This is a genomic window from Streptomyces sp. CMB-StM0423 (genome assembly GCF_002847285.1).
GTDB lineage: Bacteria > Actinomycetota > Actinomycetes > Streptomycetales > Streptomycetaceae > Streptomyces.
This window is the reverse complement of sequence record NZ_CP025407.1, coordinates 3,230,336-3,255,472: the sequence shown is the minus strand read 5'-3', so window position 1 is coordinate 3,255,472 and position 25,137 is coordinate 3,230,336. Positions and strand designations below refer to the sequence as shown.

The 25,137-nt window shown below is 71.3% G+C and carries 20 protein-coding genes, 1 tRNA gene and 1 pseudogene; 8 read left to right on the top strand and 14 right to left on the bottom strand.

Annotated features, from left to right (window positions below; all coding sequences use genetic code 11):
* Positions 1 to 16 precede the first annotated feature (16 nt).
* The 7 genes from CXR04_RS13900 to CXR04_RS13870 all read right to left on the bottom strand — a co-directional run bounded on the left by CXR04_RS13900 (position 17) and on the right by CXR04_RS13870 (position 3,322).
* Positions 17 to 532, bottom strand: coding sequence for an SRPBCC family protein (locus CXR04_RS13900; RefSeq protein ID WP_101422363.1), 516 nt, complete (start codon positions 530 to 532; stop codon positions 17 to 19).
* On the bottom strand, positions 529 to 918 hold the full coding sequence (locus tag CXR04_RS13895) for an ArsR/SmtB family transcription factor (protein ID WP_101422361.1): 390 nt from the start codon (positions 916 to 918) through the stop codon (positions 529 to 531). The genes CXR04_RS13900 and CXR04_RS13895 overlap by 4 nt, the downstream gene beginning before the upstream one ends.
* Positions 919 to 945: 27 nt before the next feature.
* The gene (locus CXR04_RS13890) at positions 946 to 1,308 is read right to left on the bottom strand and encodes a VOC family protein (protein WP_101422359.1); all 363 of its coding nucleotides are present in this window, start codon (positions 1,306 to 1,308) and stop codon (positions 946 to 948) included.
* Between the two features lie 33 nt (positions 1,309 to 1,341).
* Positions 1,342 to 1,839, bottom strand: coding sequence for a hypothetical protein (locus CXR04_RS13885; protein ID WP_101422357.1), 498 nt, complete (start codon positions 1,837 to 1,839; stop codon positions 1,342 to 1,344).
* A gap of 162 nt (positions 1,840 to 2,001) precedes the next feature.
* Positions 2,002 to 2,340, bottom strand: coding sequence for a hypothetical protein (locus CXR04_RS36900; protein WP_101422355.1), 339 nt, complete (start codon positions 2,338 to 2,340; stop codon positions 2,002 to 2,004).
* A 49-nt stretch (positions 2,341 to 2,389) separates the two neighbouring features.
* Positions 2,390 to 2,815, bottom strand: coding sequence for a nucleoside deaminase (locus tag CXR04_RS13875; RefSeq protein ID WP_101426357.1), 426 nt, complete (start codon positions 2,813 to 2,815; stop codon positions 2,390 to 2,392).
* Positions 2,816 to 2,905: 90 nt separating this feature from the next.
* On the bottom strand, positions 2,906 to 3,322 hold the full coding sequence (locus tag CXR04_RS13870; protein WP_159072316.1) for a DUF805 domain-containing protein: 417 nt from the start codon (positions 3,320 to 3,322) through the stop codon (positions 2,906 to 2,908).
* A 269-nt stretch (positions 3,323 to 3,591) separates the two neighbouring features.
* Here CXR04_RS13870 and CXR04_RS13865 point away from each other — a divergent pair, with 269 nt between their 5' ends.
* Entirely contained in the window at positions 3,592 to 4,545 is a 954-nt protein-coding gene (locus tag CXR04_RS13865; RefSeq protein WP_101422351.1) for an ATP-binding cassette domain-containing protein, read from the top strand.
* Complete coding sequence (locus CXR04_RS13860; protein ID WP_101422349.1) at positions 4,542 to 5,333, top strand: ABC transporter permease; 792 nt, start codon at positions 4,542 to 4,544, stop codon at positions 5,331 to 5,333. The genes CXR04_RS13865 and CXR04_RS13860 overlap by 4 nt, the downstream gene beginning before the upstream one ends.
* Here CXR04_RS13860 and CXR04_RS13855 read toward each other — a convergent pair.
* The 4 genes and pseudogenes from CXR04_RS13855 to CXR04_RS13840 form a co-directional block, all read right to left on the bottom strand.
* Complete coding sequence (locus CXR04_RS13855) at positions 5,314 to 8,529, bottom strand: ATP-binding protein (RefSeq protein WP_101422347.1); 3,216 nt, start codon at positions 8,527 to 8,529, stop codon at positions 5,314 to 5,316. The genes CXR04_RS13860 and CXR04_RS13855 overlap by 20 nt on opposite strands.
* Positions 8,530 to 8,624: 95 nt before the next feature.
* Positions 8,625 to 8,888, bottom strand: a pseudogene (locus tag CXR04_RS13850) (SAM-dependent methyltransferase); the annotation flags it as partial.
* Between the two features lie 51 nt (positions 8,889 to 8,939).
* The gene (locus CXR04_RS13845; RefSeq protein WP_101422343.1) at positions 8,940 to 9,320 is read right to left on the bottom strand and encodes a DUF2255 family protein; all 381 of its coding nucleotides are present in this window, start codon (positions 9,318 to 9,320) and stop codon (positions 8,940 to 8,942) included.
* 200 nt (positions 9,321 to 9,520) lie between these two features.
* Positions 9,521 to 9,602 (bottom strand) — tRNA-Tyr (locus CXR04_RS13840).
* A gap of 185 nt (positions 9,603 to 9,787) precedes the next feature.
* Here CXR04_RS13840 and CXR04_RS13835 point away from each other — a divergent pair.
* A complete protein-coding gene (locus tag CXR04_RS13835) occupies positions 9,788 to 10,276 on the top strand; it encodes a YajQ family cyclic di-GMP-binding protein (RefSeq protein WP_101422341.1) in 489 nt (162 codons plus the stop codon).
* Positions 10,277 to 10,463: 187 nt separating this feature from the next.
* On the opposite strand, the gene CXR04_RS13830 is transcribed toward CXR04_RS13835, so the two are convergent.
* Positions 10,464 to 10,784, bottom strand: coding sequence for a hypothetical protein (locus CXR04_RS13830; RefSeq protein ID WP_101422339.1), 321 nt, complete (start codon positions 10,782 to 10,784; stop codon positions 10,464 to 10,466).
* 1,112 nt (positions 10,785 to 11,896) lie between these two features.
* On the opposite strand from CXR04_RS13830, the gene CXR04_RS13825 reads away from it, so the two are divergent.
* From CXR04_RS13825 to CXR04_RS13815, 3 genes are read left to right on the top strand one after another with little or no spacing between them, the layout of a single operon-like run.
* Positions 11,897 to 12,106, top strand: a complete 210-nt coding sequence (locus CXR04_RS13825; RefSeq protein WP_101422337.1) for a DUF5988 family protein — start codon at positions 11,897 to 11,899, stop codon at positions 12,104 to 12,106.
* Between the two features lie 40 nt (positions 12,107 to 12,146).
* Complete coding sequence (locus CXR04_RS13820; protein WP_101422335.1) at positions 12,147 to 13,460, top strand: beta-ketoacyl synthase N-terminal-like domain-containing protein; 1,314 nt, start codon at positions 12,147 to 12,149, stop codon at positions 13,458 to 13,460.
* Between the two features lie 15 nt (positions 13,461 to 13,475).
* A complete protein-coding gene (locus tag CXR04_RS13815) occupies positions 13,476 to 19,994 on the top strand; it encodes a type I polyketide synthase (protein ID WP_101422333.1) in 6,519 nt (2,172 codons plus the stop codon).
* Between the two features lie 188 nt (positions 19,995 to 20,182).
* Here the strand turns inward: CXR04_RS13815 and CXR04_RS13810 are convergent, their stop codons facing one another.
* Both CXR04_RS13810 and CXR04_RS13805 read right to left on the bottom strand, forming a co-directional pair.
* Positions 20,183 to 21,664, bottom strand: a complete 1,482-nt coding sequence (locus tag CXR04_RS13810) for a helix-turn-helix domain-containing protein (RefSeq protein ID WP_234380217.1) — start codon at positions 21,662 to 21,664, stop codon at positions 20,183 to 20,185.
* Between the two features lie 516 nt (positions 21,665 to 22,180).
* Positions 22,181 to 22,663 carry an Ig-like domain-containing protein gene (locus CXR04_RS13805; RefSeq protein WP_199850457.1) on the bottom strand — a complete coding sequence of 161 codons (483 nt, stop codon included), beginning with the start codon at positions 22,661 to 22,663 and terminating at the stop codon, positions 22,181 to 22,183.
* A gap of 532 nt (positions 22,664 to 23,195) precedes the next feature.
* On the opposite strand from CXR04_RS13805, the gene CXR04_RS34820 reads away from it, so the two are divergent.
* Together CXR04_RS34820 and CXR04_RS13785 are read left to right on the top strand one after the other, a co-directional pair.
* The gene (locus CXR04_RS34820) at positions 23,196 to 23,993 is read left to right on the top strand and encodes an IPT/TIG domain-containing protein (RefSeq protein WP_159072315.1); all 798 of its coding nucleotides are present in this window, start codon (positions 23,196 to 23,198) and stop codon (positions 23,991 to 23,993) included.
* 125 nt (positions 23,994 to 24,118) lie between these two features.
* Positions 24,119 to 25,111 (top strand): IPT/TIG domain-containing protein, encoded by a 993-nt coding sequence (locus CXR04_RS13785; protein WP_101422329.1) that lies wholly within the window; start codon positions 24,119 to 24,121, stop codon positions 25,109 to 25,111.
* Positions 25,112 to 25,137: the final 26 nt, after the last annotated feature.

The window sequence follows — 25,137 nt, the reverse complement described above, 5'->3', positions numbered from 1 at the left end:
GCCGGTCCGCCCCCGCTCACTGCTCCCGCAGCACCTCCGCCAGCGCAGGCAGCACCTGCGAGGACCAGCCGCCGCCCATGATCCGGTGGGCCCGGCGCTGGAGGGGGTCGTCGGGGTCGAAGCCGGCGTGGACGAGGAAGAGGCGGGTCCCGCGGCCCTCGGGGGCGAGGGTCCAGGTGATCGTCCAGTCGGCGGTCCCGGTCCCGGTCCCGCTCCCGGTCCCCGCCCCGTCCTCGGCCCCGCCCCCGGCGCCCGGCTCCGCGTCCGTCCAGCGGACGCGGAGCATCCGCTCCGGTTCGTACGCGAGGACCTCCTCCGCCACCGTGCCCGAGAAGCCGGTGCCGGGGCGGGGGAGGGCCCGCATCGTGGTGCGGTGGCCGACTTCGAGGCGGAAGTCGCCGGGCATGAGCCAGCGGGCGCGCAGCCCGGGCTCGGTGAGGGCCCGCCACACCTTGCGGGGCGGGTGGGGGAGGAAGGCGTCGAGCCGGATCTCGGTGGGGTCCGCGGGCTCGGGGAAGCCGGGCACGCTCACGTCCCGGCCCCGGAGTCGTCCGCACGCTCCGTACGGTCCCCGCCCTCCGCCTCCGGCAGGTCGTCCAGCAGTTCCGCCAGGCCCGCCAGCTTCGCCCGCCAGAACCGCTCGTACGGCCCCAGCCAGTCCCGTACCTCCGTCAGCGGCTCCGCCTCCAGCCGGTAGATCCGCCGCCGTCCGGCCCGCTCCTCGCTGACCAGCCCGGCCTCCCGCAGCACCTTCAGATGCTCCGAGAGGCTGGGCCGCCGCATGTCGAAGTGCGCCGCCAACTGCTGGACGGGCTGGGGGCCCTCGTCGCGCAGCAGCCGCAGCACCTCGCGCCGTACGGGACTGGACAGCGCGCCGAAGACGCGGTCCTCGCCGCGGGTCTCCTGTGTCGCAGGCAAGTCCGCCGTCTCCTCTCTCCCCGGGCGTCAGCCCTCCGCGGAGAGCAGGAACCGGTTGCCGTCGGGGTCCTCCAGGGTCGCCTGGCGGCCCCACGGCTGGTCGTCCGGGCCCTCGACCTTAGCGCCCGCGGCGCGCAGAGCAGCGCAGTCGCCGTCGAGGTCGGCGCTGACGAGCGCCGTGCCGCGGACGCTGCCGGGGGTGAAGCCCTGCCCCGCGGCGGCGAGCACGAAGTGGGTCTGCGCACCCTCGGGCGCGACGGCGAGCCAGCGGACGGGGCCCATCTGCCGGTCGGCGACGACGTCGAAGCCGAGGGCGTCGGTGTAGAAGGTCTTGGCCCGGTCCTGGTCGGTGACGGGCAGGGTCACGAACTGCGCATGGGTGATGTTCATGCGGCAGATGATACGTAGGAAATTTCCTACGTATCAACCCGGGCCGGATGCGGCGGGTGGCGGCGGGCCCGGCGGCCGGGGGTTCTCGTCGCCGTCGTACGCCGCGAGCGCCGTCTGCCGCAGCTCGAACAGCCCGGCCAGATCCGCGGCGCCGATCCCGTCCTGCGCCAGCAGCACGGTGGCCCGCGCCTCCACCGCGGCCCACGCCTGCCGCGACCACTTGTTCGCCAGCCGGCGCCGCTCGCTCCGCAGGAACGCCGCCCCCGCCGCGAACCCCGCCGAGACCAGCGTGCCCAGCGCCGCCGGCACCCGCGCGTCCGCGGACGCCAGCGCGGCGGCGCCGGAGACGGCGGCGAGGAGGGCGGCGGGGAAGCCGAGGGCGATGTCGGTCCTGGCCCAGAACTCGGCCCTGCGGTGGGCGAGTTTCCGCTGCCGTGTCGCGTCCTGGCGTAACCGCTCCACTTCGGTACGCAGCCGGTGTACCGGCTCGTCCGGGGTGGCCGGTGGGGTGCCGTCGGTGGTCGTGGCCATAGTCGATTGCAGCACGGCTGCCGGCGCGGCGGAGGTGCACCGGGGCGACAGTCCTCGGCGCGTACGGTCGTCGGCTTCCGCCAACGGCGCTGGCGCGGGGCGGAGTTGCGGGCGCGCAGGGCCGGGCGGGCGCCGGGGCCGGGACGCGCACCCGGCCCGCCCTCACCCGTACCGGCGCGTCCCCGCCGGCCACGCCCCTGCCGCCACCGCGAGCGCCGCCCCCGCCGTCGCGGCCTCCGCCGTGCCGAGCGGCAGCAGCACCCCGCCGAGCAGGGTGCCGAGCCCGATGCCGGTGTAGATCGCCGAGGCGTTGAGCCCTACCACGAGCGCCGTCTCCTGCGGCGTGGCGCGCGCGAGGGCCTGGAGGCGCTTCTTCAGATACTCCTGCGGCAGGTCGAACCAGACGGCCAGCCTGCGGATGGGCACCGGCCCCGCGTCCCGCAGCCAGGCCAGGGTCAGACAACTGTGCAGCCCCCACTCGACGCCTTCGCCCATGTGCATAAAGGGGATGCCACACATCCCGGTCATCTGCTGCGGCTGCGGCCACCGGCTACGGGACGTACCCCTCGACGACGCGCCTCGCCTCGTCGTACAGATGCGGTCCCTCGCTCCGCACCGCCGCCCGCGCCGCGCCGGGCTGCAAGTCCCGTAGCTGCCCGGCCGACAGGGCGTACACCACCCGCCCGAGCCCCGACCGCGCCAGCGCCCCCGCGCACATCCCGCACGGCTCGCAGCTCGTGTACATCGTCGCCCCCGCCGCGGTCCCCGCGTCCAGTTCCCGAGCCGCCCACCGGGCGAGCTTCAGCTCGGGGTGCGCGGTGATGTCGCCGTCGGTGACGGTGGTGTTCCGGTCCTCCGCCAGTACGTCCCCGCCGGGCCCCACGAGCAGCGAGCCGAACGGCCCGTTCCCCTCGCCCCGCGCCTCCTCCGCCAGCTCGAACGCCCGCCGCAGAAACCGCTCCTCGTCACGCTCCACCGTCACCACTCCCTCCACATCACCGACGAAGGGGATTCAACCCGACGGAAGGACCGCGAGGCAGCCGCCACACCCCGGGGCGTACGGGACTCACGCTCCGTCGGTGCGCGGCATGCTGCTCGCCGGGGGCCAGGGTGCTTCGCGCACCGGGATCGGAGCGGCCTTCGGATGGCGCCCGTACCGGTTGTCCCCCAGGCCGCTCTTCCGCAGCATGAAGCCGAGGTACACGAGCCAGCCCGCCGGGCCGAGGAACCCCATGAGAATCCACCAGCCCGACTTGCCCGAGTCGTGCAGCCGCCGGACGCTCACCGCGAGCGAGGGCAGGAAGGTCGCCAGGAAGTAGCTGGTGGCCGCCAACGAGACGGCGAGCGACCCGGACAATTCCGCCGCTGTCAGGAGGGCGACGGCCGGAAGCAGGGTGAGCAGGAAGAACGACCAGTACTCCCGGCGGCCCGCCCGCCCGGTGAAGTCCGCGTACTTTCTGAACGGTAAGAAGCAGAGACTCACAGGATCCTCCCAGGTGAACGCAGAGTGGAGGCGAGGGAATCTAGCGGTGACCGCATGTCTGGACCAGACCTTGGAATCGGTCATTCCGGTCGTGGAGTCCGGCAGGCCCGTGATTCATGTCACGGTTGTACGAACGGCCGTCACGGTTCCCTCACAACTGCCCGCCGCGTCCGTCGTGACCTGCGTATTTCATCGGCTTTCAGATTCCCGCGGGGTGTTGAAACGGCGCTGAAAGGCCGTTGAGCGCGGTGCCACGCAAGCTCCGGGGCATGACGACGACCACCGACACATCCGCCATCGCCGCCACCGGGCTGCGCAAGTCGTACGGCGACAAGACCGTCCTCGACGGCATCGACCTGCACGTGCCGGAGGGCACCGTCTTCGCCCTCCTCGGCCCGAACGGCGCCGGCAAGACCACCGCCGTGAAGATCCTGTCCACCCTCATCACCGCCGACGCCGGCGCCATCCGCGTCGCGGGCCACGACCCGGCCACCCACCCCGACGCCGTACGCGCCGCGATCGGGGTCACCGGCCAGTTCTCCGCCGTCGACAACCTCATCACCGGCGAGGAGAACATGCGCCTCATGGCGGACCTGCAGCACCTGCCGCGCGCCGAGGGCCGCCGGATCACCGCCGAACTGCTGGAGCGCTTCGACCTCACCGACGCCGCCGCCCGGCCCGCGGCCACCTACTCCGGCGGCATGCGCCGCCGCCTCGACATCGCCATGACCCTGGTCGGCAGCCCGCGGATCATCTTCCTCGACGAGCCGACCACAGGACTCGACCCGCGCTCCCGGCACAACATGTGGCAGATCATCCGCGAGCTGCTGACCGACGGCGTCACCGTCTTCCTCACCACCCAGTACCTCGAAGAGGCCGACGAACTCGCCGACACCATCGCCGTGCTGCACGGCGGCGGGATCGCCGCGCAGGGCACCGCCGCCGAGCTGAAGCGGCTCGTCCCCGGCGGCCACGTGCGGCTGCGCTTCGAGGACCCCGGGGCGTACGAGCGGGCCGCGGGCGCGCTGCGCGAGACCGTACGCGACGACCAGGCGCTGACGCTGCAGATACCCAGCGACGGCACCCAGCGGGAGCTGCGCGCGATCCTCGACTGGCTGGAGGCCGCCGACGTGCACGCCGACACCCTCACCGTCCACACCCCCGACCTCGACGACGTCTTCTTCGCCCTGACCGCCACGCCCGAGAAGGAAGCCGCCCGATGAGCACCCTCGCCCTGGCCGTACGCGACTCCTCCACCATGCTGCGCCGCAACCTGCTGCACGCCCGGCGCTACCCCTCCATGACCCTCAACCTGCTGCTCACCCCGGTCATGCTGCTCCTGCTCTTCGTCTACGTCTTCGGCGACACCATGAGCGCGGGCCTCGCCGGCGGCGCCCCCGACCGCGACGTGTACATCGCCTACGTCGTGCCGGGACTGCTGCTCATGACCATCGGCAGCACCACGATCGGCACCGCCGTCTCCGTCGCCACCGACATGACCGAGGGCATCGTCGCCCGCTTCCGTACGATGGCGATACACCGCGGCTCCGTGCTCATCGGGCACGTCCTCGGCAGCGTGCTGCAGTGCCTGGTCAGCGTCGTCTTCGTCGGCGCCATCGCCGTGGCCATCGGCTTCCGCTCCACCGACGCGACCGTGCTGGAGTGGCTCGCCGCCTTCGGGCTGCTGGCGCTCTTCGCGATGGCGCTGACCTGGGTCGCCGTCGGCATGGGGCTCGTCAGCCCGAACGCCGAGGGCGCCAGCAACAACGCCACGCCGCTGATCCTGCTGCCGCTGCTGTCCAGCGCGTTCGTGCCGCTCGACGCGATGCCCGGGTGGTTCCGGCCGATCGCCGAGTACCAGCCCTTCACGCCGGCCATCGAGACCCTGCGGGGGCTGCTGCTCGGCACGGAGATCGGGCACGACGGGTGGCTGGCCGTCGCCTGGTGCCTGGGTCTGATCGTCCTCGGCTACCTGTGGTCCAAGGCGTCGTTCAACCGCGACCCGAAGTAACCGGGATGAGCCCGCGGGCCACCTCGCGCAGCTCGCTCCGCCCCAGGGCGGCGTACTCCGACACCGCGTCGGCGTACGCCGCCCCGTCGGCGTCCTGCGCGGCGCGGCGGGCGCGGTCGACGGAGAGGGTGGGGTGGAACGCCTGCGGTACGTACAGCCGGTCGGCGAGCGCCAGGAGCCGTACGGCGTCCGGCCCGCCCGCGGCGAGGCGGACGAGGCCGAGGCACAGCACGCCGGTGCCGTCGACGGAGGCTTCCGCGGGGATCTCCCCGTCGGGCCGGGAGCCGTGTCCCGGGCCGTCGGAGAGGAGGGTACGTATCCTGCGCTCCACCTCCGCGACGAGCCCGGCGACGGGCTCCAGGCGGCCGGCGTACGCGTGGGCGGCGACGGCCGCGGCGGCGATGTGCAGGCCCCAGGAGTCGTCGAGGGGATCGGGCGGCGCGGGCTCCGACACGGGCGCCGCCGTCGACCCGGGCGCCGCGGCCGGCGGGTACCGCGTCTCCGCCGGCCGCCCGGACCGCAGCTTCGCCACCGCCGTACGCCACCGCTTCAGCCCCAGCTCCGTCAGCCCCCGCGACAGCGCGATCTCGCCCCACCCCGCCATCTCCGCCGCCAGCAACTCCGGCTGCTCCGCCGCCGACCGCGCCTCCTCCACCAGCCGCAGCCACTCCTCCGCCTCGTCCGGCTTCCCGCGCTGGAGGCACGCCAGCACCAGCCCGCGCCGCAGGCCCGTCGTCGGCGACTGGTCGCTCAGGTGCGCCATCGCGTCCAGCGCCGCCAGCAGATGCCCGTACGCCTCCTCGCCCAGGCCGCCCTCCAGGCACAGCTCGCTGCAGCGGGAGTGGCCGAGGAGGCTGAGCGACGGGTTGGGCACGGCGTCGACCGCGGCGAGCATCCGGCGCGCGGCGGCCAGCGCGCGCTCCGGCTCGTGCGCGTGCTCCAGCAGGTAGCTGACGACGCACTCGGCGATACCGGCGAGCAACGGGGCGTCGCTCGCGCGGAGTTCGTCCAGCGCCTCGAAGCGGGGCGGGCGCACGTCCGGTACGGCGCACAGCACCACGGCGAGCGCCCGCAGCAGGGTGTCAGGATCGGCGGGCGGGAGGCGGCGCAGGGCGGCGAGGTGGCGCGGCTGGAGCGGCCCGTAGCCCATGAAGGGGGCGGCGGTGCACAGGGCGCACAGGGTGCGGGTGACCTCGGTGTGGCGGGGGTCCGGGCGGTAGTGCGACAGCGGGCGGGCGGTGTCGGCGGCCAGGGCGAAGGACCGGTGGAAGCTCGCCGAGTCGGTGATCCAGATACCGGCGAGGACGGCGCCGGCCGCGGCGGTGGCGGCGTGGTCGCCGCGGGCGAGGGCGTAGCGCAGGGCGAGTACGAGGTTGTCCTGCTCGGCGCGCAGGTGGGCCCAGTGGCGCAGCGGCTCCGGGCCGAAGAGCGCGTCGTGGTGGGCGACCCCGAACTCCCGTGCCCAGTCCAGGAAACGGGCCGTCACCGCCTCGTCCTCGCCGGCCGCCGCGCGCCGGGCGGCGCTGAACTCGCGCACCGTCTCCAGCATGTGGAAGCGGATCCCGGCGGCCGTGTCCGCGGCCTTCAGCAGCGACTGGTCCACCAACTGCTCCAGCAGCTCCAGCGCGTCCCCGCTGGTCAGCAACTGCTCCGCGGCCTCCGCGGTGAAGCCGCCGGGGAAGACCGACAGCGCCCGCAGCGCGGCGCGGGCGTCCTCCTCCAGCAGGTTCCAGCTCCAGTCCACGACGGCGTGCAGCGTGCGGTGCCGCTCGGGCGCGTCCCGCGATCCGCCGCGCAGCAGCGCGAACCGGTCGCCCAGCCGCCGCGCGATCTCCGGTACGGACAGCACCCGCACCCGCGCCGCCGCCAGCTCCACGGCCAGCGGCAGCCCGTCGAGGTGCCGGCACAGCTCCGCGACGGCGGCGGGCGGCAGTTCGGCGTCGGGGCGGGCGGCGCGGGCACGCTGGGAGAAGAGGTCGGCGGAGATCGCGGGGGTGAGCTGGGGGAGGTGGTAGACGGCCTCGGAGCTGAGCCCGAGGGGCGCGCGGCTGGTGACGAGCACGCGCAGGTCGGCGGCGCTGGTCAGCAGGTCCCGTACCAGATCGGCGGCGCCGTGCACGACCTGCTCGCAGTTGTCGAGCACGAGCAGCGCGGGCTGCCCGCCGAGGGCGGCGACGAGGGTGGCGTGGACGTCGGCGCCGGGGGTGCTGCTGCCCCCGCCCACGGCGGAGGCCACCTCGCCGGCCACGTCCTCGTCGGCGCGGACGCCGGCCAGCGAGACGAATTGCACGAGCTGCTGCTCCGCGCGCCGGCTGACGGTGTACGCGAGCCGCGTCTTGCCGAGGCCGCCGGGCCCGACGATCGAGGTGAGCCGGGAGGAGTGCAGCAGGGCGCCGACCGCGTCGAGGTCGCCGTCCCGGCCGAGCAGCGGGTTGGGGTCGTGCGGCACGCCGTGCCGGACGACGGGGGCCTCGGCCCGTAGCAGCTCCTGGTGGACGGCCCTGAGCGCGGCGCCCGGATCGGTGCCGAGGTCGTCGCGGAGCCGGCGCCGGTACGTGTCGTAGCGGGCGAGCGCCGCCGCGGGCCCGGCCGACGCGGCCTCGGCGCGGAGCAGCTCCGCGAGCACCTCCTCGTCGCGGGGCGCGTCGCCGTGGAGCCGGGCCAGCGGCGCGGCGGCCTCCGCGCGCCGGCCGGTCCGCGCGAGGGCGAGGGCCCTGGCCCGTACGAGGTCGCCGTACAGCGGCGCCCGCTCGGCCTGCAACTCCGCCACCGGATCGCCCGGCACCGCCTCCGCCGCCGGCGGCGCGTCCCAGTACCCGAGCCCCTCGGCGGCGGCGGCGAGCGCCGCGGCGTGGTCCCCGGCCCGTACGGCGCGCGCCGCGTCCTCGGCGCACCGCTCGACGGCCGCGGTGTCGACCTGCTCCGCCGCCAGCGCCAGCCGGTACCCGGCCGGCGTGCTGACGACGACGTCCGCCCCGACCTGGGCGCGGGCGCGGGATACCAGGATGCGCAGCGCGTTCGCCGGATCCGCCGGCAGCTCCTCGCCCCACAGCCCGTCCACCAGCCGCCCCACGCTGCACCCGCCCCGCAGCTCCCCGGCGAGCAGGGCGAGCAGGCCGCGTACGCGCGGCGCGGTGATCTCCCGCCCGCGGAAGGCGACGCGCGACAGAAAGGTCAGCTCGACGCGGCCGGTCACGGCCGGCGACCGGCTGCGCTGAACCCGGAGGGGGGCGGCTCGGTGGTGTCGGTCACGGCGGCGGCTCCCTCCACGAGAACGGGTGTGCGGGCAGCCTATAGCGAGGGCTTACGGGCCACCGCACCGAAACCGTCGAAGGCGGCGGGGGCACCGACGCCGGCGTCGGGACGCCACAGCGACACGGACACCGGCCCGGACTCCGGCATCTCCAGCCCGTCGAAGAACCGCGCGAGCCGGTCGGGAGTGCGGTTGATCCGGGGATTCTCCCCGATCATCTCCCGCATCGCGGCGGGCCCGAGCATCTCGGTGTCGCCGCCCGGCACGAGGAGACTCCCGGCGGGCAGCGCGGCCATGAGCCGCCCGACGAAACGCCCGGCGGCGCCTGGCCCGGCCCGGGGCCGGGGCCTGGATCAGCGCGGTACGAGCCGGATGGTGGCGGCCTGCGCCTGGGGCGTCACGACGGTGCCGAAGATGTCGGCGGGATAGCGCCCGTACTTCGCCCGGTACGCGGCATCCACCCGCGGCGTGGTCTCACCCGCGTCCCCCACGTCCACGAAGGCGACCTCCTTGTCGACACCCCCCGCCCGGATCCGCCCCTCAAGCCGCGCCCGGGTCCCCCGGAACCACGGCCCCTGCGCCCCCTTCACGGACCGCACGTAGACGTCGTCCCCGTCCCGTACGACCCACATGGTCACGGGATCCCGCAGACTGCCGTCGCCCCGCAACGACTGCAGATTCAACTCCTCGGCGGTCCCGATCCGCTCAAGCTCGTCATCCGTCCAACCGGCCATAAAGGCTCCTCCGCTCCGTACCTTGAGCAAGACCCATACAGCCCAGAACCTAAACAAACCGACCACCCCCCGCACGCCCACGGGAGCCAATCGAGCACTACCCCACAACGGCTGGCCGCAACGCGGCACTTAGCGCGGAGACCGGGAACGCGAAAGGGCCCGCCCAGCAGGCATGCTGGTCACGGGCCCTTCTCCATGTGTGGCGGCGCCAGGATTCGAACCTGGGAAGGCTGAGCCGGCAGATTTACAGTCTGCTCCCTTTGGCCACTCGGGCACACCGCCTGGGGATGTCGCCTGGTCCGGCCGCTGGGGCCGCCTGGCAACGTCGTAAACCATACCCGATGGCCGGGGGTGGTTCGCCACTCGGTTGTGGGGCTCGTGGGTCGGGTGGGGTGGCTAGGCTGGGCTACGGCCCCGGGGACCGGGGTGCGGTACCAGGGAACCAGTGCACGAGGAGCGCACCGAAGATGGCCGACTCCAGTTTCGACATCGTCTCGAAGGTCGATCGGCAGGAGGTCGACAACGCTCTCAACCAGGCGGCCAAGGAGATCTCGCAGCGCTACGACTTCAAGGGCGTCGGCGCCGCCATCGCCTGGTCCGGGGAGCGGATCGAGATCCGGGCCAACGCCGAGGAGCGGGCCAAGGCCGTGCTGGACATCTTCCAGTCCAAGCTGGTCAAGCGGGGGATCTCGCTGAAGGCACTGGAGTCGGGGGAGCCGCAGGCGTCCGGGAAGGAGTACAAGCTGTACTCCACCGTCAAGGAGGGCATCTCCCAGGACGACGCGAAGAAGCTCGCGAAGATCGTCCGCGACGAGGGGCCCAAGGGGGTCAAGGCCCAGGTGCAGGGGGACGAGCTGCGGGTGACCTCCAAGAGCCGGGACTCGCTCCAAGACGTCATCAACCTCATCAAGGGCAAGGACCTCGACTTCGCCGTCCAGTTCGTCAACTACCGTTAGTTGGCTGCTGAGTTGCGAAGATCCTGCTTCGCACACCGGCCCGGACAACTTGTTCGGCGGGGGCGGCCGCGATGCGCGACCGCCCCCGCCTATGCACCGGGTCAGCAATCTCGGCAGCGTCACCTACTGCCGAACCGGGCACCGTGACTCCCCGCCGGTGCCTCGGGCAGGCGGACCCGGGGCAGCCTCACTCGCAGCCGAGCCCGATTACCGTCACCGGCACGGCGGCCACCCCGGATTTACAGGTGAAGCTGCCGGCCGGAATGGTGATCACGAAGGGGCCGTCGACCAGGCCGATCCTCGGCGCGCCGGCCGACGCGGTGCAGTCGAAGCCGGTGACGAGATAGCCCGCCGTCAAGCCTCCGCCGCAGGTGTACGTCGGTACCTGTTGCTGTGTCGGCTGTGCGGCGGCCGCCGTGCCGGTGGCCGTGGCCGCCAGCCCCAGTGCGGCTACCGCACCGACCGCCATGGCCCGCGCGGAACGCCGGCCCATGCGCATCCTGTTCATCACTATGTGCTCCTGACTGTGTGAGATCACCGTTGCCCACCGAATGCGCGAGAGAGGGTTTCCTGCCGGGATGCCGGCTCAGCGCTCGGCGTTCAGTAGGATCAGCCTGAACCGATCCGGATGACCTCGGCAGGGCGCGCGGCGGGCTCGAAGAGGCGTTTTCGGAAGCGCGGGTTGCGATTCCCGGGCCTGGTGTTCAAACAGCGACATTTCCGTCGCCTTTCGGGGGCGGTGCTCACGAAGTGAATCGTTCGGGCACCCTTGTCGCGCCGGTGGTACTTCCGGGACTTACGCGCTCCATCTTTCGGGTGAGTCCGCACACTTGTTGTTGCGCCTGAGTTCCTCGTGTGGAGTATTGAAATCGGGCATCTGGTAGGTCATTCACCATCGCCAGGGAACGTCAATGGGCGTTGTTACGTGCCGTATCTGCGTTCCCGCCGAGGATATGGATCTGCCATTTGATCTCAGGCGCCGGGCTGGTTCTACGTGACCCATCGGTCGATCTCTCGACCCCGGTGCGGCGCCATGCGTATTGCCCACCCGGATCGGGGAGTTCCGGATGCGCAACGAAGAAGCGAAATCGGATCCTGAGCCAAGGAGTGATCGTGCCGATCTCACCCGATGAGGGATCGACCGGCGGCGGGAGCGCCGTCACCAACAGGGCACCCGGCCTCGCTGACCCCCCGGGCGTGACTTTCGGCGCCGGAGGCGTGGTCATGGCAGCCGGTACCGCGACCGCAGTCCCTGCGGTCCCCTCCCTCCGGGAGTGGTGTTGCGAACCCCCACGTCACTACGCCGGACGGCACCTGCGACCCAGTGCGATTCCTCTGCATTCCCCTCCCTGCAAGTTCTGGCCTCTGCACAGAGAACGGCCCGGTGAGGGGTGGCGGCAGTCTCCGGTTCGCCGCCGCAGTGGCCGCGAGCTCCGCCGCCGGGCCCGTGACCGTCACCGTCGCCACGGCCAGTGTCGACGGTGACGGTCGCCGGCCCGGCGGCAACGCGGTCGCGTCGGGCGCTCATCTCAGACATTGAAACCCTCGGCAGGTTAGCCGGCGAAGGCAGGAGTTCGGTTACGTATTCTTCATGACCGGGTGTACCGGAAGGACAGTCCAGTGCCGCATTCGAAGATCGTCATTCTTGCCGATTGCCCGTTCGTGATTCCGCTCCTGCCCGCCGCGGCCAGGGTGGATCACGAGAGCAAGGTCAAGATCATGCAGGGGAACGGCTATGAGCACTTCGAATTCCTCGGCGAGTACATCGAGGTGAGCGGAATCCTCACGCCGGTCTATCGATGGCGCAATCGCACCTTCATCGCGGAATGATTCTGCGCCGCCAGACGCACGCCTCAGACAAGGAACGCCGATGAATCGATCCAGGAGCGCCCAGGACGTTGTTGTCACCGGCATGGGATTCTGCTTGCCAGGCGACCCCACACCCACCTTCACTGCCGACGATCTCTGGCAGGTCGCGTCACGCGGCGGCACCTTCCTGAGGGCCGCGCCCATGTACTACGGGTCCGTGGAACTCACCCCCGAGATGTTCACCGAACGCCTCCCCGACGTTCCCGAGTTCTTCTCCAGGCACTACACCGCGGCCCACCGCTTCGGCCTGGTCTCCTTCGTCGAGGCATGCGCGGACGCCGGGTTGGAGCTCCGCTCCCCAGCGCTCGCCGAGGCGGCCATCCTGGCGGGGCGCGGCGGTATCGATGCCAACATCGACAGCTACATGTCGGTGCTGGGCGCCGATCCGGCGGGGACCAGTCCGCAGGAGGCGATGGAACTCTTCGTGGCGGCCGAGCAGGCCATGACGCCTTCCGACGTGTCCCTCGTCCAGGCGGCGCTGACCTGTTCCACCGGCCCGTGCTTCACGATCTCTTGCGGCTGCGCTTCCTCTGCCGTACAACTCGGCCAGGCGCGGCGGCTCATCGCCCAGAACGAGGTGGAGGTCGCCGCCGTGACGGGTGTCGATGTCTTCAGCATCGACCTGATCGAAAAGGTCCAGCGGCTGCTGCGCGGTGCCCAGCGCACGTACGACGCTCTGCGCACCGACGGGATGCCGGAGCTCGTCCCGTCCTTCGAGGACCTGATGCGCCCCTACGACCGTCGCGCCCGCAGCATCAACCACGGTGCCGGCTCCGCCACGCTCATCGTGGAGAGCCGTGGCCACGCCGAGGAGCGCGGCGCGCATGTCTACGGCCAGATCCTCGCCACGGCGATGACCCGCGACGGGCTGGCGAATCCGCTGGCCTGCGACGAAACGGGTGCCGAGCTGGTCAGGGCCGTCCGTGCCTGCCTCGGGGAGACCTGGAGCCTGTCGCAGATCGGCTACGTGCACGGCGGCAGCGACGGCAACACCGTGGTGACCGCTTTCGAGTCCGCGGCGGTCAGGGAGCTGTACGGCGACTCCTCCGACCTGCTGATGACGTCGCAGGAAGGCATCTTCGGCCACAACGGCTCCGCGGCCGGCTGTCTGGGCGCCGCGCTGACGCTGTTGATGATGGAGCACGGCGAGGTGTGCCCGACGGCCAACTGCGAGCAGCCCACCGACGGGCTCCCCTTCGATCCCGTGCCGGGCACGAGGACCCGCCCACTCGACTTCGACCACGCGTTCAGCTTCAACTACCAGGTCGGCGGCGTGAAACACGCCATGCTCCTGGGCAGCGCGGACGCGGTGTAGGGAGAGAGGCCAGTCATGGACGACAACCCACACGCGCCGGCCCGCGCGAACGACGGGACCGCCGGGCAGGCAGGCGGGGGATTCCCCGACGCCGCGCGGAGGGGGCGTGGTGCGGCGATCGCCGTGCTCGGCGCGGGGTGCCGGCTGCCCGGCGACGCCGATTCTCCTGCGGCTCTCTGGCAGCTTCTGGCGGACGGACGTGACGCCGTCGGTGAGCTGTCTTCGGACCGGGCGGAGCTGAGTGCAGGTGCGGACTCCCAGTTCCGCCCCTGGGGCGGCTTCCTGCGCAACGTCTCAGGCTTCGACGCCGACTTCTTCGGCGTCTCGGGCCGCGAGGCAGAAGTTCTCGACCCGCAGCACCGGTTGCTGCTTGAGGTGGCGTGGGAGGCTTTCGAGCACGCCGGATTCCGCCCCGAGTCGCTCAACGGGATGCCCGTGGGCGTCTTCACCGGCATGAGCTACCACGACTACATGGACGGACTCACGGGCCACCCGCGCGAACTGGAAGGCTCCGTCCTGACCAACGGCCATTGTGTCGCCCCGGGCCGGATCTCCTACCTCCTCGGCCTGCGAGGGCCGTCGCTGTCCCTGGACACGGCCTGTTCCTCCTCCCTCGTGGCGCTCCACCTGGCTGCCCAGTCCCTCAACGCGGGCGAGTGCGAACTCGCTCTGGCCGGGGGCGTGTCGCTTATCCTCCAGCCCCGGACCACGCAGTCGTTCGCGCGGATGGGCATGCTGTCGGCCGCTGGGCACTGCCACGCCTTCGACGCCGCCGCCGACGGCTTCGTGCGGGGGGAGGGCTGCGGTGTGGTCGTGCTCAAACGACTCGCCGACGCGGTGCGCGCGGGCGACAGGGTGCTGGCCGTGCTACGCGGCTCGGCGGTCAACCAGGACGGCGCCTCGGAAGGACTGGCAGCGCCTTCCTCCGACGCTCAGCGGGCTTTGTACATCCGTGCACTGTCGGCGGCGGGCGTCGACCCGTGCGACGTCGGCATGGTCGAGACACACGGCACCGGCACGCCCGTCGGCGACCCGGCGGAGTTCGCCAGTCTGGCCGCGGTGTACGGCGAGCGCCGAACCGATGGCGGCCGGTGCGCGCTGACGTCCGTGAAGACCAACCTCGGCCACCTGGAGCCGGCCGCCGGTATCGCCGGGCTGATCAAGGTCATCGGCAGTCTCGGCCGGGGCCTGATCCCCCCCAACCTCCACTTCACCGACTGGAATCCGGCGTGCCGGCCCGAGGGCACGCGGCTGTTCGTGCCCACCAGGCTCGTCGAATGGCCGGTCCGCTCCGGATCGCGGCTGGCTTCCGTCTCTTCCTTCGGATTCGCCGGGACCAACGCCCACGCGGTCCTTGAGCAACCTCCCACCAGCAGGTCACGCGGCGGCCGGGGCAGGCAGAAGCCGGCGGTGCCCCCGCCCTCGCCCGCGCCCGAGGTCTTCCTGGTCCCGGCCAGTTCGACCGCGGTGCTGCCGGACGCTGCGCTCCGCCTGGCCGAGTGGCTGGAGGGGGGCGGTGCGAGCGTGCCGCTGCGGGACGTCGCCCATACCCTTGCGATGCGGCGCAGCCCCGGCCGCGGCCGGCTGGGCGTAGTGGCCGATTCACACGGCCGGCTCGCGGAGTCGCTGCGGATGTACGCCGCCGGACAGGCGGGGCCACATGTGGTGACGGGCTCGGTCGGTTCGGGTATCTCCCGTCGGCCCGTGTGGGTCTTCTCCGGGCAGGGCTCCCAATGGCCGGGAATGGGCAGCGGGTTGCTGGGCACCGTGCCGGCCTTCGCCTCGGCGCTGGCGGAGGTGGACGAACTCATCACCGCAGAGGCCGGATTCTCGGTGCTGGACGTGGTGCGCCGGGGCCGGCCGGTCAGTGGCTGCGGACGGGTGCAGCCGGTGCTCTTCGCACTGCAGATCGCGCTTGCCGCCGCTTGGCGCGGCCACGGCGTGGAGCCGGCCGGGGTCATCGGGCACTCGATGGGCGAGGTGGCTGCCGCCGTGGTCGCCGGAGCATTGTCGCTGCCGGACGGGGTACGGGTGATCTGCCGTCGCTCCGCACTGCTGGAGCGCATCGCCGGTAAGGGCGCCATGGCGAGCGTGGAACTGGACGCGGAGACGGTCGAGGCGGAGATCGCCGCGGTCGGCGCGGACCCGGACACCCCCGCCGGGCAGGTCTCGGTGGCGGTGCTCGGTGCCCCCGGGGCCACCGTGGTGGCGGGGGACACGGCCCGCGTGCACCGGATGGTGGAGGACTGGCAGGCGCGCGGCGTCCCGGCGTCCACCGTCGCGGTGGACGTGGCCTCGCACTCGCCGCAGGTGGACCCACTGCTCGATGATCTCCGTGCCGCGCTCGTCGATCTGACACCCACGTCACCGCATCTGCCCTTCTACTCGACGGTGCTCGACGACCCCAACGGCCGGCCGGCCTTCGACGCCGGCTACTGGTGCGAGAACCTGCGCCGCCCGGTGCGGTTCGCCGCCGCCGTGGCCGCCGCTGCCGCCGACCGCCACCCGCTCTACGTGGAGATCTCGCCCCACCCCGTCGTGAGCCGGGCCCTCACCCGCAGCCTCGCCGCGCCCAACGATCAGGCGACCGAGCCGGTGGTGCTGCCCACGCTGCTCCGAGACGAAGACGAACTTGCCACGCTGCGAGTTCAGTTGGCAGCGCTGCACTGCGCCGGGGGCACCGTGGACTGGTCCGTGCTCTACGCGGATGCGCAGCTCGCGGAAGTGCCCACCATCGCGTTCGACCGCACGCGCCATTTCACCCGTCCGGAGATCCCCCGGCCTCGCTCGGAGGCAAGCCCGGCCGGCGCCGATGCCGACCCGCTACCCGGCAGGCGTACGGAGATTCCCGGAACGCCGCACCGCCTGTGCTGGCACGGGGACACCGGCATCTCCCGCCTCCCCTGGCTGGCGGATCACCAGGTGTACGGCTCGGTGGCCCTGCCGGGCGCGGTCCACTGCGCCATCGCGCTGAGCTGCGCCTGCGATGCGTTCAACGCCGGACCGGACGAGGTGGAGGTCGCCGACCTGCGCTTCCTGGAACTCCTGCGCCTTACCGAGCGAACCCCCGTCAGCACCACCGTGACACTGACGGACGCCGACCACGCGCAGTGTGAGATCTACGCACGCGGCGAGAAGGACACCTGGGTACTGCAGGCCACAGCAGTGCTGCGCCGCCGCGCTCCGGTGCCGCGTTCCTCGCTCTCGTCGGTCGGCTCCCTCGCCTCCGGGCATCCCCGGCGCCTCGACCCGCGCACCCTCTACGAGAGCCTGCGGGCCCGTGGACTCACGCACGGGCCGGCCTTCGCAGGGGTGACGGGGTTGCGCGGAGCCGAGGACGGCGAGAGCTACTGGGCACAGGTCGAGGTCCCCCAGGAGGCCAGGCGGTCCGTGCCCACGTCTCTGCGTGTTCATCCCGTGCTCATCGACCTGTGCGCCCAACTCGTTGCCGCACGGCTGATCGAGGAGGCCGATTCGGGGACGTTGCTCCCGGTGGGGATGCGGGACCTGCGTGTCCTGGGCGATCCCGCCACCACGGTGTACTGCCACTCACACATCGCCGAGACGAGCGACGACGCCCTCACCGGCAACGTGCAGTTGCTGGACCAGGCGGGCAGCCCCGTGCTGTCCATCGACGGCCTGAAGTTCACACGGCGCGCCGCCACGAACTCCAAAGCGGTGGACAGTTGGTTCAGCGGCATCAGATGGTCCGAGTCCCCGCGCCGCACCCCGTCGCGGGACGTGTCGGCGCCGACCACGCTGATCATCAGCGAAAGCGGGCAGGACGCCGAGAGCTCCCGTGCGCTGGCCCGCGCCATCGAGTCGGCAGGCGGGAAGGCAGAGGTGTGGAAGCCGCCTCCCGCTCACGAAGGACTTCAGAGGCTGACGGCCTCACTCGTCGCGCGGCTGGGGGCATCCGAGGAGCCGCCCCGAGTGGTAGCGGTGCTGTGCCGGCAGGACGGGGACGGGGACGGAGAGGCGGGGCACGACCCTGCGGCGGTGGGCCTGCGGCAGGTCAGGCTCCTGCTTGCCGCCGCACAGGCGATCACGGGTGTGGCGGCCGGGTCGGTGCGCCTCTACGCCGTGACGAGGGGCGCCCGCCCGGTGCGCCCCGGCGATACGGCCGATCCCGCCCAGGGAGCGCTGCGCGGCGTGGTGCGTGTGCTGGCGCTGGAGCACCCCGAGTTGCAGGCCACTCTGGTCGACGCGGACGCCCGCTCCGGCCCGGACACCGGCAAGGGCGGCGACCGCGCCGCACTGCGGGAGCTGGCCCATGAGCTGATGTCCTATCAGGTGCCCGACACCGAGGACCTTGAGGACGAGGTGGCGCTGCGCGGCGGGGCGCGGCACGTCGCCAGACTGGAGCGGACGCCGCTGGCGAAGGGCGAGCGAGTCCTGGCCGCGCGCATGGTGCGCAGCGGCGAAGACGGATTCCGGCTGCGTGTGCGCCGCCCCGGCGATCTGACGAGCCTGCGGCTGGCCGAGTCACCTCGGATCGTGCCCGGCGCCGGCGAGGTCGAGGTGCGTGTGACCGCCACCGGGCTGAACTTCCGCGACGTCCTGATCGCCCTCGGCATGCTCCCCGACGCCGGCGCCGGTGCCGGAGCGACCGGTGCCTTCGACGGGATCGGTTTCGAGTGCGCGGGTGTCGTTACGGCCGTCGGTCCCGGCGTCGAGCGTTTCTGCGTGGGGGACGACGTACTCGCCGTGAGTCTGGAGGGCGGCGCCTTCGCCTCCTTCGTCACCCTGCCGGCCAGAGCCGTCGCCTCGATCCCCCCGGGTCTCGGCGCCGTCGCCGCCGCCGGACTGCCGATCCCGTTTCTCACCGCGTGGTACGCGCTGCGCCATGTCGCGCGGCTTGCCCCGGGGGAACGCGTGCTGATCCACTCGGCAACCGGTGGTACGGGACTTGCGGCCATCGCCGTCGCCCGGCATCTGGGGGCGGAGGTGCTGGCCACCGCGGGCAGTGCAGAGAAACGCGGCCATCTGCTGGCTATGGGAATCACCGAGGTGATGGATTCCCGGACGCTGGACTTCCGGGACCAGACCCGCGAGACAACCGGCGGCGAGGGCGTCGACGTGGTGCTGAACTCCCTCTCGGGAGCGGCCATCAGAGCCGGGCTGGAAACACTCCGTCCCTTCGGACGCTTCATCGAGCTGGGCGTGCGCGACATCCTCTCCGACGGGCTGCTCGGGCTCTCGCCGCTGCGGCACAACATCACGTTCCGTACCGTCGACCTGATCGAACTTCAGCGATCACAGCCGGAGGTGTTCGACACGGTGCTGCGGGAGGTGCTCGGCCAGTTCACGGCGGGCGAGCTCGCGCCGTTGCACTCCACGACGTTTCCGATCACTGCCGCCTCTCAGGCGTTCCGGCTCATGGCGGGAGCACGCCACCTGGGCAAGGTGGTGCTGACGACGCCCGCGAAGGGCGAGACCGTCGCCGTGCTGCCTGCCGGGCCAGTGACCGCGCGACGAGACGGGGCGTACATCATCACCGGTGGCCTGCGCGGCGTGGGACTGGCCACCGCGCAGTGGCTGGCCCGGCAGGGCGCCGGTCATCTGGTGCTGAACGGGCGTACCACGCCCACCCCCGAGGCCACGGCAACGCTGCGCGACCTCGACGCCCAGGGCACCAAGATCACGGTCGTGCTGGGCGACATCGCCGAGCAGCAGACGGCGGAGCGCCTGGTGGCCGCGGCCGGGAAACAGCCGTGGCCGCTGCGGGGCGTCGTGCACGGTGCCATGGTGCTGGCGGACGCCGCCGTCACGACACTGGACGAGGAGAGGCTCCATAAGGCATGGAAACCGAAGGCCGACGGCGCATGGCACCTCCATCGGGCGACCGCCTCGCACCGGCTCGACTGGTTCGTGGTCCACTCCTCCATGGCGTCACTGCTGGGGAATCCCGGCCAGGCCGGGTACGCGGCGGCGAACGCTTGGCTGGATGCCTTCGCGGCCTGGCGAACGGCTCTCGGGCTGCCCACGCTGGCGGTCAACTGGGGTCCATGGGGTGAAATCGGGGCAGCTACTGATTTCGCCCGACGCGGATACCGGACCATCCCTACGGAGATGGGATTCCAGGCGCTGCAGGAACTGCTGGTACATGGAAGTGTCCAGGCCGGGGTCATTCCAGGAGACGCTGGGACGTGGATTCCCCGAGCCGGCTGGGGCAGGGATTTCTTCAGCCTGGTCAGGCCGGACGGCGACGCCGGGGCGAGCGGGAGTGAGGAAAGCCCGGGGGAACTGGTGGAGCGGCTGCGCTCCATGCCGGCAGGCACCGCCCAGCGGCGGGCGCTGGAGACGTTTCTGGCCGAGCACATCCGCGCGGTGCTCCGGATCGGCGCTACGAGGATCGATCCGCAGACCCCGCTGCGCAGCCTGGGCTTCGACTCGCTGCTGGCCACCGAGGTGCGGGCGCGCATCGAACCGGTCCTTGGCGTGCGCCTGGCCGGCGACTTCGTGTGGCGGCACCGTACCCTCGCGGCACTCGCCGAAGGGCTGTCCGAACGTCTGGGACTGGTTCCCTCCTGAGTGCGCTGCATTCCTGACGGGCCCCGGGACGTAAGCAAACCGTTCCCGGAGCCCGTCGCCCGCGAGTGCACCATCCGGCAGTTCGTCGATTGATGCGGCGTCACCCGCCCCCGCCGTCTACCGCCGCTGCGGCAAGGCTCTGCCGCATCAGCCCCCGCCGCAGTGCCGGCCTCGAACGTCGCCGGCCGCTACCTTGCAGCCGGTGTCTGAGGCACGGGGCCGGCGTCCGCAACGTGCCAGCGGCCCAGGTCGGTCTCCATGGCACGGGCCTCCCCTCCTCGCTGCCTGCCCAACGTGGTTGCGCTGTCGGCCATCCGGTCCTCGAACGCCCGCCGCGCTTCGCTGTCCCGGTTGCCTTGCAGGCGTCCGCGGAAATCACTCAGATACTCCATGCCGAGGTGGGAGCGCAGTCCGCCGAGTAATTCCAGTGCGCGCAAGGCGTGGTGACACCCCTCCGTCACCTGACCGGCCTCGGCCTGTGCAGTGGCAAGTAGCAGCAGATCGATGGCGCGACGGCGTACGTCTCTCAGGGGCAGGCCGTCGAGCGCCGTCTGAGCCCAACGGGCCGACTCGGCCGGACGGCCCAGATCGCGGTAGCAATGGGCCAGCCCGTCGGCCAGGTGCGCCGCGGTGAAGTCCGCGATCCACCGGGGTTCGCCGTCCGCGGACGTTTCGTCGAACGTCTCCAGTGCGAGGTCTGCGCTCCGCTCGCAGGAGAATGCGTCGCCAAGCAAAGCGTGCCCGCGTGCCTCCGCCAGGTGAAACAGTGCTTCCAAGGACGGGGTAGTGAGGCCGCCGGTGCCGCCACGGGCGGCGAGGGCGAGTGGCACCACTTCTCGTGGGTGACCGAGAAGCGGCGCGATATAGGCCATACCGTCGGCCAGCACGAATCCACCGAGCGCGCGGTCGCCGGCCGCTTGAGCCAGCCTGAGCGCCTGGATGTAGTAGCGCTGCGCCAGACTGGGCCTGCCGGTGTCCACCGTCATGAGGCCGGTGTGCTTGGCGAGTTGGGCAACGGCGGCGAAGAGGCTGCGGCCGGTCGTCTCCGTGTAGGTGCCTGAGAGCAGTCCGGAGACGAATACGTTGAGGTAGTGCACCGCGACGGAACGCGTGTGGCCGCCGCCGAAGCTGCGGTCGAGCCCGGACAGCGCCAGGGTCGTCTCCCGCACCGCCTCCACGTCGGCGAGGTGCACCTGTGAGCCGCCCTCGCGGGAGACCTCCGCATCGCATGCCGTGATGAGCCAGTCGCGGCTGGGGCCGATCAGGGTGGAGACCGCCACCGTGGGGCCGAACACCAGGCCCCGGGGGTCGGCGTCGCAGGACCAGAGTTCGCATGTCGACTGGATGGCCTCGGGCAGATCTGGTGCAAATTTCAGACCGACGTTACTGGCCAGGCTTTTCCCGTACCCCATTCCGATCTCGTCCAGCGATACGGTACGGTCGAGTTTCTCGCTGAGTACTTCGGCGATAATCACGGCCGTGCGGATTCGAGGACGCTGACCACGCACCCACCGACTCACGGAGGTCTTGTCGTGACGCAGGTTGAGTCCGCGCTGGCTGCCCCGGATGTTCACTCGCCGAGCGAGTCCGGCATTCGAGATCCCCGCCTCGTGCAGCAGGGCCTCAAGTCTCTGATTCGGCGGACGAGAAACAAGCTTGCGGGCAGCCATCTTCATCCTTTCAAAGAACCCCTGAGCGGACCGGCCGTGCCGTCACTCAATGAGGAAATTTGACCAAGCAGCCCCGTGCGAGAACCAGACCCCCCTGCAGCCATTCTCATGTTTCCGATTGCCTCTGGCAAGTGCGCAAAGTGGTGAACCGGAATCGAAGTCGCATGTACCGGCGCGCAAGTAGCATTTGGGAAAGAAACGTTCCCTCGTGCACCTGTTTTCACCTTCTCATTAGTTATTCCTTTTAATACGGTGCCCGTGGGAGGAGGTAGCGCACGGCACGATGAACGCGGGCCGACCTCGCCCAGCTCCGCGCCGCACCGGCGGCCGCAAGCCCTGCTTCTGCCGGCGATTCACCCGGGGGCGGCGGTTGTGCGCGGCCCGGCAAGTTCGCCGATCCGGGCGCGTTACCAGGCGCGTTCGTGTAGGGGGGTCTCGTGGCGGCGGTGGTGTGGGACGGCTGCGGGCGCCGCTCAGCCATTGATCACGGCGAGCGGCGCCCGGTCGTCGGGGTGTTCAGTACACGACGACGTCGTTGTCGATGTTGCCGACGGTGAAGTTGATCACGCCGCCGCAGGCGAGGACGCAGAAGCCGTAGGGCGGGTCGGGGGGAGTGGGGGAGGAGGAGACCGTGACGGTGGCTTCGTCGTTGGAGGCGGCGCAGTTGTCGTTGCCGTTGTAGGCGGCGGTGATGGTGTGGGTGCCTGTGGTGGCGAAGGTCGTGTCGTATGTTGCGGTGCCGTCGGGGGCGACCGGGACGGTGGCCAGGAGGTCGGGGCCGTCGAAGAAGGAGACGCCCAGGCCGCCGCTGGGGTCCTCGGGGCAACTGACCGTGGCGTCCAGTTCCACCGGTGCCCCGACGGCTGCGGTTGAGGGTGTTGCGGTGACCGAGGTGGTCGAGGGCTCCAGGGCTGCGGCCGGGGAAGCCAGGCCGATGACTGCGGCCAGTGCGCAGAAGAACGCTGTCTTCCAGAATCTCCATCGCTGCCAACGACTCACTGATGGGCTCCTTGAACGAGGGTTTTCCGGGCTTGTGCACCCGGCCGGACAGCCGAGGACCGTAGTCGCCCTTTGCGGTGACGACACGGAAGGCACTCGGGAGACGGTCCACTTGGATCACACGGAATACCCCCCCCGGAGTAACACCCCCTTTTCTCCGTGGTGCTTCCGGTTCCTCCCGTCTCAGCGCGGAACATGCGGGTGCGGCCGGGCGGGGAGGTGGATCGACTCACATGTGTTCATATGTCCCAACAGTCACTCGGATGTAACTCGTTTGGGTGATGTGTCGTGCATATTCTTGCCACTTCTTTCACCCGAGTGGCTCACTGGCTATGTCCGACACAGGCGGACCGCACATCCCTCCGCTGGGGGCATCGGCGGCAGTGCCGCGATTCCCAAGACGCCTCGGCTCGGCAACCCGGTCACGGGCGTACCCGGCGTGGTGATCCGATCTGCTTCCTCGTGTCTGCTGCCGCACGCGGCACTGATCCGGATGCGGCGGCAGAACTCACTCCGCAAAGGAGAGGACCCCATGGCCCCCTTCATCACGTCCATCAGCCCCACCCAGGGCACGGCCGGCACCTCGGTGACCATCACCGGTACCGGGTTCGGCGCCCTCGCCAGCACGCCGGTCGTCCACTTCGGCAGCACGTCCGTGAACGGTACGGTCACGGTCGCCAACACCCAGATCAGCGTCACCGCCCCCGGCGGTTGCGCCGGGCAGGTCAACGCCAGCGTGACCGTGGGCAGCTCCACCAGCAACAGCAAGGCGTTCTTCTACATCGCCGCCCCCACGATCGGGGGCGTCAGCGCCAACGTCGGCCCCGACACCTCCCCGCCGGCCAGCACCCTCTTCGGCAGCGGATTAGCCGCTGCCACGGCGGTCACCTTCGGTGCCGCCGGCGCCGGCACCCTCGGCGCCGTCGTCAGCGACTCCCAGCGCTCCGCCACCCCGCCCTCCTTCGCCGTCACCGGCGCCCCGGTCACCGTCAACGTCACGGTGACCAACCCGGGCGGGACCAGCACCATCACCGGAGCCGCCGACCAGTACTCCTACTACGACCAGCCGACGGCCACGGCCATCAGTCCCAGTACCGGGTCGCCGGGAGACAGCGGCGTCCTCATCACGGGCACCGGCTTCTACGATGTCAGCGCGGTGACCTTCACCGACCCCGCAGGCCCGACCGACTTCCCGGCCAGTTTCGCCGCTTCCAGCGACACCCAACTGATCGTGACGGTCCCCTCCGGTGCCCCGACGGGAACGGCGCTCAATGTGACCGTCACCAACCCCGGCGGCACCACCACTCCCGCTCTGGTCTTCAACACCTGACCGCACAACACCGCGCGCGTGTGTGCCATGGGCAACCAGGGCACACACGCCCCCGAACCGGGCATGGCGAGCGCACAGATGTGCACAGCGCCCGGACGAGAAACACAGCGAGAAAGGTCCTTTCCATGGCACCGGTGATCAGCGCTCTCAATCCCACCCAGGGCCCCGCCGCCGGTGGCAACCAGGTCACCATCTCCGGCTCCGCCTTCACCGGCGCCACCGCCGTCCGCTTCGGCACGAACTCCGCCACTTTCGGGGTGGTCAGCAACTCCTCGATCACAGCCGTCGCGCCCCCGGGCTCCGGAGCCGTGACCGTGCGGGTGACGTCGCCGAGCGGGACGAGCAACGGCCTCACCTACACCTACGTCCCGGCGCCGGTACTCAGCGGGCTCGTACCCGGCCAGGGGCCGACGAGCGGCGGGACTCAGGTGGTCCTCACGGGCACCGGATTCACCGGTGCCACTTCGGTCCACTTCGGCGCCGCCTCAGCGGCATTCACGGTCAACAACGACACGCAGATCACCGCCACCGCACCCGCGGGCTCGGGTTCCGTCGCCGTGACGGTGACGACACCGGGCGGCACCAGCAACAGCATCACCTACACCTACGTCACGGCACCGGCGCCCGTCCTCATAGACCTCGATCCCCATTTCGGGCCCAACGGTGGCGGCAACAGCGTCACCATCCTCGGGGCCGGCCTGACCGGCACCACTGCCGTCCACTTCGCAGCCCAGACCGCCGGCTACGTCGCCGTGAGCGACAACGAGATCACCGCAACCGCACCGGCCGGCACCGGCACCGCCGTGGTCACCGTCACCACACCCGGAGGCACCAGCAGCACCAGCATCGGCAACCCCTACTACACCTACCTACCACAACCCGTCCTCACCAGCCTCGCCCCCAACACCGGCCCCACCACCGGCGGCACCGACATCACCATCAACGGCACCGCCCTCACCTACACCGACAAAGTCCTCTTCGGCGCCACCCTCGCCAACTTCGCCGCCATCTCCGACACCATCGTCGTCGCCACCGCACCACCCGGCACCGGAACCGCCCCCCTCACCGTCCACACCCCCGGCGGCACCAGCAACTCCCTGCCCTTCACCTACCAGTGACCAGACCACACCACACCCGGCTCCGT